We start from the raw sequence: 9,407 nt of genomic DNA on the forward strand, positions 1-9,407 counted from the left end.
TCTGTCGATCCTGAAGACGGGGAAGGCCAAGGCGATCCGCTTCACGACGCTGGAGGCGATCTGCCGCGTGCTCGACTGCCAGCCGGGCGACCTGCTGCGGGTCGTCGACGAGGATGAACGGGGCGAAGACGGAATTTAAACGGGGGGGATGGTCCGATGGACGCACTGGTTCTGGACGGGGTGACGAAACGGTTCGGCGAGCGGACCGCGGTTGACGCGCTGAGTTTTGCGGTACGGCCGGGGGAGATCTTCGGCTTTCTCGGCGGGAATGGCGCGGGCAAGACGACGTCGCTGCGGATGGTGCTCGACATCGTGCGGCCGACGGCGGGACGGATCTCGGTACTCGGCTGTCCGCCCGGGCGCGAGAATGCCGCCGATCTGGGCTTCATGCCCGAGGAGCGCGGGCTGTACCGCGGGATGACCGCGATCGACACCGTCACCTATTTCGGGCGGCTGAAGGGCATGTCGGCGGCCGCGGCGCGCGCGAAGGGCCATGCGCTGCTCGACCGGTTCGGCCTTGCGGCATCCGCCAAGATGCAGATCGACAAGCTGTCCAAGGGTATGGCGCAGAAGGTCCAGCTCGCTGCGACGCTGGTCAACGGCCCGAAACTGCTGCTGCTCGACGAACCCTTTTCCGGCCTCGACCCGGTGAACCAGGGGCTGCTGGAACATGAGATCCTGGAGGCCGCGAGGGGCGGGGCGACCGTGGTGTTCTCGACGCATGTGATGCAGCATGCCGAGCGGCTGTGCGACCGGCTGTTGCTGCTGTCGCAAGGGCGCAAGGTGTTCGAGGGTACGCAGGCAGAGGCCCGCGGGAGGTTGCCGGCCCGCCTGACGATCGTCGCGCGCGATACGCCGATGCGGTGTCCCGGCGTCGAGCGCGCGGAGCCCGGCGCGGCCGACGCACAGGGCTGGCGCGACTATGACGTGACGCTGGCCGAGGGGATCGATCCTGCCGACGTGCTGCAATGCCTGACCGAGCAAGGCGTGACGCTGCGGCGGTTCGACCAGCACCGCGTCAGCCTGCACGACGTCTTTCTCCATCTTGTCGGCACCCCTCCAGCCGGGCCTGCCGACCCGGCTATGGCGGAGCATGCAGCATGACCCACAATATCCTTCTCGTCGCGATGCGCGAGTTCCGACAGATCACGGGCATGCGCAGCTTCTGGCTGACGCTGCTGATCCTGCCGCTGGCGCTGGCGGTCGGGCCGATCGCGAGCCGTCTGACCCAGTCCGAAAAGACCCAGCGCGTCATGCTGATCGATGCCGATGGCCGTGCCGCGGCGGCGATCCGCGCACGGCTCGATACCGATCACCAGCGGCGGGTCCTGACCGCACTGTCGCGCTACGCACAGCGCTACGGGCTCGACCGCGCCGATCCGGGCGCGCTGTGGGCGCAGCATGACCGGTTGTTCGGTGATGCCGACGTCGCGACGTTCGTGAAGGCCGGCGGCCTGCCTGCCGCGCTGGCGGCGATGCGGCCGGCGACGACCTCGGAAACGCCGAAGTTCGACGCGCCCGAGGCCGATTTCGTGGTCCTGCCAACGCCGCCTGCAATTGCGCGCGCGGCGCCCGGCGCGCTCGATGCGCAGCTGAAGCCGCTGCTCCAGCCGGGCGAATTCGGCAACAAGACGGCCAAGCCGCTCGACTATGCAGTCTATATCCCGCGCGGCTTCGGCGTGCAGACCGCCGATGTGCGGCTCTGGTCGAGCGAGCAGCCTGGCGCGAATTTCGTCCAGCCGTTGCAGACCGTGCTCACGCAGGACCTGCGTACCGCCTATCTCGAGTCGACCGGGTTCGCGCGCGATCAGGCGCGCACCGCGACCAGTCTGGTCCCGGCGATCGCGGTCTCGACCCCGGCGCCTGGGGGCGGGCGCGAACGGATGCTGGTGCGATCGGTGGTGCCGTTGCTCAGCGCCTATATCCTGCTGATGTCGCTGCTGTTGTCGGGCAACTGGATCCTGCAGGGGCTGGTCGAGGAGCGGTCGAACAAGCTGATCGAGACGGTGCTCGCCTGCATCAGCCCCGACGAGCTGCTCTATGGCAAGCTCGCGGGGACGGTCGCGGTCGGGCTGACGATGGTCCTGGTCTGGGGGCTTTGCGCGACCGGTGCCGCGGTGGCGACGCAAGGGGCGGTGGGCGCGTTCCTGCACGTCGCACTCGCGCCGCTCGCCTCGCCCTGGATCATCCTGGTGATGCTGTATTTCTTCCTCGCAGGCTATCTGATGGTGTCGATGATCCTGCTGGCGATCGGCGCGATGAGCGATTCGATGCGTGATGCGCAGAGCTATCTGACGCCCGTGCTGCTGGTCATCGCGATGCCGTTCACGGTCGTCGCGCAAGGCGTCCTGTCGAACAGCGGCGCGACCGCGATCAAAATACTGACCTGGATCCCGATCTACACGCCGTTCACGATGCTGGCGCGGCTCGGCAGCGGGGTTTCGACCATGGAGATCGTCGGCAGCGGCGCGCTGCTGGCGGTGTTCATCGGCATCGAGTTCGTCTTGCTCGCGCGCGTATTTCGCGCCAGCCTGCTCAATGCGGGGCAGAAGCCCAACCTCGCCGCACTGGCCCGGTTGATGCAGCGTACGCCCGCCTGACGCATGCGTACCGTTCATATCATTTCGGGGATCCAACCCCGGTTTTCTGGAGGAGCTATGATGCCGTTCAATCGTATTTCGCGTCTGTCGCTGGGGGTGGCGCTGCTTGCCCTGTCCGCACCTGGTCTGGCCCAGACCGGCACACCGGCCGGCGCACGCTATGGCAGCTTCGGGATCGACCTGACCGCTGCCGACAAGGCCGTGAAGCCTGGTGACGATTTCTGGACGCACGCCAATGGCGCCTGGGACAAGCGCACCACCATTGCGCCGGATCGCACGTCCGCGGGCGGCAGCGTGATCCTGGCGGATCAGGCCGAGCAGCAGGTCCGCGCGATCCTCGACGATGCCGCGCGCGACCCCGCCGCGGTCGGCGCCGGGGCCAAGCAGTTCGGCGATCTCTATGCGAGCTTCATGGACGAGGCCGCGATCGAGCGCGCCGGCGCCGCACCGCTCAAGCCCTATTTCGCGAAGATCGACGCCGCGACCGACAAGCAGAAGCTCCAGACCTTGTTCTCGACGGTCGGCTATGCGTCGCCGGTCGAGGTCGGTCAGCTGCCCGATCCCGCCGATCCGAAGCGCTACGCGGTGGCCGCAGGGCAGGGGTCGCTCGGCATGGGCGGCCGGGATTATTATCTCGAGCAGGGCGCCAAGTACGACACCTTCCGCACGGCGTATCGCGCCTATGTCGAGAAGATGCTGACGCTGTCCGGCGTGGCGGATGCGTCGGCCAGGGCGGACCGGATCGTCGCGCTCGAAACCGCGATGGCCAAGGTCCAGTGGTCGCCGGTCCAGTCGCGCGACCTGCAGGCGATGCTGAAGCCGATGGATGCGGCGGGCCGCAAGGCGCTGGCGCCCGATTTCGACTGGCCGCTGTTGCTGTCGACCGCGGGCTATGCGCAATTCCCGGTTGTCTACATGACCAACTCGACCGCGCTGACCGAGCTTGGCAAGATCTTTGCCGCGACGCCCGTGTCGACGTGGCAGGACTGGATGAAGTTTCGCCTCGCCTCCGCAAGCGCCGGTGCGCTGCCCAAGGCGTTCGATCAGGCGACGTTCGATTTCTACGGCAAGACGCTGGCCGATCAGCCGGAGCAACGCGCGCGGTGGAAGCGCGGCATCGCGCTGGTCAACGGCACGATGGGTGAAGCCGTCGGCGAAGTCTATGTGAAGCGGCATTACCCGCCCGAGAGCGAAGCGAAGATGGGCGAGTTGATCGCCAATCTGCGCGCGGCGTACAAGGAGCGGATCACCGCGAACAGCTGGATGGATGGCGCGACCAAGACCCAGGCGCTGGCCAAGCTCGCCGCGTTCGATCCGCGGATCGGCCATCCGGTCAAATATATCGACTATTCATCGCTCAACGTCGTCCGGGGCGATCCGGTCGGCAATGCGATGCGTGCGGGCGAATTCCAGCATCAGCTCGACCTCTCGCGGCTCGGCAAGCCCGTCGATCGTACGCTGTGGGGCATGACGCCGCAGACGGTGAACGCCTATTACGATCCGCTCAACAACCAGATCACCTTCCCCGCGGCGATCCTGCAGCCACCCTATTTTGATCCCAAGGCGGACGCGGCGGTCAATTACGGCGCGATCGGCGCGATCATCGGGCATGAGATGGGGCATGGTTTCGACGACCAGGGCAGCCAGTTCAGCGCGACGGGCAAGTTCGAGAACTGGTGGACGCCGGCCGCCCGCACCGCCTTCACGCAGCGCACCGCCGCGCTGTCGAAGCAGTTTGACGCCTATGAACCGATCCCGGGTGTCCGCGTGAAGGGTGCGTTGACGCTGGGCGAGAATATCGGCGATCTGGGTGGGGTCGAGACGGCCTATGCCGCCTATCAGAAATACCAGGCGGAGCATGGCAAGGCGCCCGTGATCGGTGGGCTGACCGGCGACCAGCGATTCTTCCTTGCTTATGCGCAAGCGTGGCAGGCAAAGCTGCGTGAGGGCGCAGCGCGCGCGCGGCTGCTCACCGATCCGCACTCGCCGCCCTTCTACCGCGTCAACGGGATCGTCCGTAATGTCGATGCCTGGTATACGGCGTTCGGGGTCAAACCCGGTGACGCGCTGTATCTGGCGCCCGGCGACCGCGTCCATATCTGGTAACATTTCGCGGGGCGTGTGGCCGTCCACACGCCCCGATTGTCTTGTGCGCACCACGCGCGACCCGGCCGTGATATCGCTATCCGAGATAGCGCCCGGCTGCGACCCGAATGCCGTTGCGCCCGACGAGGCCAGTGGATACGGGACCAAGCTAGCCTGACGGGCCGGCGGGTACTCAGCAACAAAGGTAAGCACTCGTGTCGCAAAACTCGGCTCGCAGCTGCCTGTTTGCTTAGGTTTAACAAAATCAATTTATGATTTGATTGCTTTCGTTTAAGTCTCACATCCTCGCTTTGTCTCTATTGTCTTCTAAATCAGATCAGCCTAACGGCGGTAGCGGTAGCATTCGTTTACAGATGCGCCGTTGCTGATGTGGTGCGTCTGATGCGCTGCGGCATGGGGAGGGGTTATGAAGGCGTTCGTTCTGAATTCGGGGCCACGTGGGCGTGTGGCGATCGCGATGCGGGTCGGTGTGTCGCTTGCGGCGTTGCTGGCAGCAGGCGCGGGCAGCGCTGCATGGGCGCAGGCGGAAACGCAGACCGTGTCGCCCGACACGACCCAGGCCGCGACGCCGGGACAGGAGGTCGGGCAACCCGCGGCCGATGCGACCTTGGACGGTGATATCGTCATCACCGGCCGTCGCGCCGCGCTCGAGGCGGCGGACGAGCGCAAGCGTCGCAGCGAGACGATCGTCGACTCGGTCGTCGCCGATGATGCTGGCAAGCTGCCCGACAACTCGATCACCGAAGTCCTGCAGCGCGTCTCGGGCGTCTCGATCGTCCGTTTTGCCGCACTGGGCGATCCCGACCATTATTCGGTCCAGGGGTCGGGCGTGCAGGTCCGTGGCCTGACGGGCGTCGCGTCGCGCCTGAACGGCCGCGAGATCTTCAGCGCGAACAACGGCCGCGCAATCCTGTGGAGCGATGTCACGCCCGAACTGATGGCGGCGGTCGACGTCTACAAGGCATCGACGGCTGACCTGATCGAAGGCGGCACCGGCGGCCAGATCGATCTGCGCACCAAGATGCCGTTCGACTTCAACGGCAAGTTCCACATTGCTGGCACCGGCGAACTCGCGCTCGGCGACATGGCGAACAAGGCGGATCCGTCGGGATCGGTCCTGATCACCGATTCGTTCGATACGCCGATCGGCCGGATCGGCCTGCTCGGCGACGTCGCGTTCAGCCAGTTCAGCTCGCTGTCGCAGTTCATCCGCGTCAGCCCGTATTTCAAGACCAAGCTCAGCGATGGCAACGAGCGGTACGTCCCCAGCGGCTTCGCCTATGGCGACGAGGCGTTTCAGTACAAGCGCTACGGCATCTATGGCGCGGCGCAGTGGCAGCCGGCCGAATCGCTGACCTTCACCGGCAGCTTCTTCCAGTCGCGCTACAAGAGCCAGTCGAGCGATTACGGCACGCAGCTGGATTCGCAGACTCTGGCGGTCGATCCGGCGAGCAGCTCGTTCGACAGCAACGGCCTGCTCACCAAGACGAGCGCGCTGTTCAACCGCGACACGGCGACGTTTGCCCCGACGGGTGGGGCGGTCAACAGCAGCGGCAACAAAGGGTTCGTCGAGAGCAACACGCGGACGCGCGATTATTCGCTGTCGTTCGTCTGGGCACCCACAGACAGCCATGTGTCGCTGAAGGGATCGCTGCAGCGCGTCGATTCGCGGCAGGTCTATGATCGTCTCGACATCTTCCGCGACGTCGGCTTCGGCCAGAGCTTCGGCATGGACCTGACGGGTGACCTGCCGCAGATCACCGTCAGTCCTGCGACGCAGGCGTCGTTCGCCGATCCGGCCAATTATTTCTGGACGGCGTCGATGCCGCACAACGAACGGAACAAGGGGCGGCTCGATTCAGGGCAGCTCGATGCCGAATATACGTTCGACAACAGCTTCTTCCGGTCGGTCAAGGTCGGCGGGCGCTATGCCAAGCGGACCGAGCGCGATCTGTCGAACGGCTATAACTGGACCGCGCTGGGTCGCGGCTGGAATGGCGATCCGCAGCTGACCTATGCCAATGCAGCGTCGGGCGACGTCGCCAGCCATGCATTCAAGGACTTCTTCCGTGGCAACACGACGCTGCCGGGCAACCTGATGTTCGCATCGGAGGATCTGGCGTCGCGCTTCAATGAAAACCGTACCGGGCTGGTGACTGCACCGCCCGCCGGCTTCTGCGGCCCTGCGACCGTTGACGACGACAACAACCCCGCGACACCGAACGTGGCCAGCCCTCTCTATAGCAATTGCTCGTCCAAGGGGCAGCTCCCGGTCACCGGCTATGGCGGCCAGTTCAACCCCGACGGCACGCTGGCGATCCGGCCTGTCGGGTTCGTCCTGCCGGGCGATCAGGTGAATAACCGTACCGAGAATATCGCGGGCTATGCACTGCTCCGCTTCGGGCCCGAGGAAGGCGCACGCGGCATTTCCGGTAACGTCGGCGTGCGTGTCGTGCATATCGAGAATGAAGGCAGCGGGTTCATCCAGCAGAATGGCGGGACCGTCTTCATCCGCGACGGCGCGCAGGTGACGCTGGCGAACACGTTCCTCGCCCGCGGCGGCAAGGCGGACTTCACGCGCGTGCTGCCGTCGATCAATCTCGAATATTCGCCGACCGACCGGATCAAGGTCCGCGGCGGGTACAACATCACGATGGATCTGCCGAGCTTCAACGCGCTGCGTGCGTCGGGTTCGATCGGCGTGGCGACGACCCCCAGCCAGACACCCGGCGGGATCGGCACGTTCAACAACTTCACCGCGGACACGGGCAATCCGTTGCTGAAGCCGACGCTGTCGAATAATGTCGACCTCTCGCTCGAATATTACGGCCGGGCGGGCACGTCCTTCCATCTGGCCCCGTTCTACAAGCGGCTGACCAACCTGCCGATCTATGCGCTGACCAGCCGGCAGGTCACGATCCAGTTCACTGACGGGACGACCGAGAATGTGGCTGCGTCGGCGACCGACTATGTCAATTCGACCAAGGCGGCGACCGTCAAGGGCGTCGAGGCCGGTGGCCGGTTCTTCCTCGACATGCTGCCCGGTGCGCTTGCCGGGATCGGGTTCGAGGGCAACTACACCTTCATCAAGAGCAGCAATCCGGGCGATGTCTATCGCGACATCACCGGCGCCGCTCGCAACGACGCGCCGCTGGTCGGGTTGTCGAAGCATAATCTGAACGCGACGCTGCTGTACGAGCGCAACCCGATCTCGTTGCGCGTCGCCTATTCCTGGCGCTCGCGCTATCTGTTGTCGACGAACAGCAACGGCACGAACGGCACATATACGTATTACAGCGCGCCGGGCGTCGTGACCAACCAGGATGGCGGCCAAGATGCGTCGACGCAGATCGCGTTGCCGATCTATGGCGGCAATTATGGCTCGGTCGATGCGGGTGTGCGGTTCAAGGTGAACGACCAGTTCTCGTTCGGCGTGCAGGGGACCAACCTGACCGCCGCGACGCAGCGGACGCTGATGGGTGGTTATCCCGGCGGCAAGCTGGTCGGGCGCAGCTGGTTCCAGGCCGATCGCCGCATCAGCACTGGCATAAACCTCGCCTTCTGATGATGATGCGTCCCCTGTCGACGCGCGGTCGGCAGGGGACGGAGCGGAGCGCGTGATGCGGAAGAGGATCCTGATCGTTGGCGGCGGTACCGCCGGCTGGCTGACCGCGGGTTATCTGGCGAAACGGCTCGGCGCCGATCTGGCGGGCGGGGTCTCGATCACGCTGGTCGAATCCAAGGACATCGGCATCCTCGGCGTGGGGGAAGGGACCTTCCCGACGATCCGGCGGACGTTGGCGACGATCGGCATCGACGAGGCCGAGCTGATCCGGCGATGCGGCGCGACGTTCAAGCAGGGGGCGAAGTTCGTCCATTGGCGCCACGCGCCCGGACAGGGCCGCACCGATCATTACTCACACCCGTTCCAGGTCGCCGATGCGAGCGACGGGCTCGACCTGCTGCCCTATTGGCTGCTGGGGCATGGCGGCGCGGAGAATTGGGACGAGGTTTCCAATCCGCAGAAAAAGGCCGCCGACGCAATGCGCGCGCCCAAGCTCGCGACCAACCCCGATTATGTCGGGCCGCTCAACTACGCGTATCATTTCGATGCGGTGGCGCTCGCCGGGCTGTTGCGCGAGCATGCGGTCAGGAACGGTGTCTGGCATCTGACCGACACCGTGTCCGAGGTGCTGCTTGCGGAAGATGGTGCGATCAGCGGGGTGCGCACCGAGCGGAACGGGATGCTCGACGCCGATCTCTATATTGATTGCACGGGCTTTCGTGCCGAACTGATCGGCAAGGCGATGAAGGTGCCGTTCCGGTCCTGCCGCGACGTGCTGTTCTGCAACCGCGCGATCGCCGCGCAGCTGCCTTATGCAAAACCCGGCGATCCGATCGCATCCTATACGATTTCCACCGCGCAGGAGTCGGGCTGGATCTGGGACATCGGGCTCGATCGCAGGCGTGGCATCGGGCATGTCTATTCGTCCGACCATAGCGACGACGAGACTGCCGAGCGCGTGTTGCGCGGCTATCTCGGCGCGGGCGGCGACGAGGCCGAGGTGCGCCATTTCAAGTTCGATGCGGGGTACCGCGAGGTCAACTGGGTCAAGAATTGCGTCGCGGTCGGGCTGTCGAGCGGGTTTTTCGAGCCGCTCGAGGCGACGGGGATCGCCTTTGCCGAGGTCTCGGCGGGGG

Annotated in this window: 6 protein-coding genes; all 6 read left to right on the top strand. The window is 65.4% G+C overall.

Features of this window, described 5'->3' with window-relative positions:
- The coding region (locus tag sphsw_RS18895) for a helix-turn-helix domain-containing protein (protein WP_152555480.1) at window positions 1–139 on the top strand (139 nt) is incomplete at its 5' end.
- Between the two features lie 17 nt (window positions 140–156).
- Complete coding sequence (locus tag sphsw_RS10855) at window positions 157–1,104, top strand: ABC transporter ATP-binding protein (protein WP_042467059.1); 948 nt, start codon at window positions 157–159, stop codon at window positions 1,102–1,104.
- Window positions 1,101–2,600 carry an ABC transporter permease gene (locus sphsw_RS18370; RefSeq protein ID WP_052380921.1) on the top strand — a complete coding sequence of 500 codons (1,500 nt, stop codon included), beginning with the start codon at window positions 1,101–1,103 and terminating at the stop codon, window positions 2,598–2,600. Before sphsw_RS10855 ends, sphsw_RS18370 begins: the two co-directional genes overlap by 4 nt.
- A 60-nt stretch (window positions 2,601–2,660) precedes the next feature.
- Entirely contained in the window at window positions 2,661–4,706 is a 2,046-nt protein-coding gene (locus sphsw_RS10865) for a M13 family metallopeptidase (protein ID WP_031440640.1), read from the top strand.
- Window positions 4,707–5,112: 406 nt separating this feature from the next.
- Window positions 5,113–8,271: a TonB-dependent receptor gene (locus sphsw_RS10870; RefSeq protein ID WP_031440641.1), complete on the top strand. Its 3,159-nt coding sequence runs from the start codon at window positions 5,113–5,115 to the stop codon at window positions 8,269–8,271.
- 55 nt (window positions 8,272–8,326) lie between these two features.
- On the top strand, window positions 8,327–9,407 hold a 1,081-nt coding region (locus sphsw_RS10875), incomplete at its 3' end, for a tryptophan halogenase family protein (protein ID WP_042467060.1).

The organism is Sphingomonas sp. FUKUSWIS1 (assembly GCF_000733135.1).
GTDB classification, from domain to species: Bacteria; Pseudomonadota; Alphaproteobacteria; order Sphingomonadales; family Sphingomonadaceae; genus Sphingomonas; species Sphingomonas aerolata.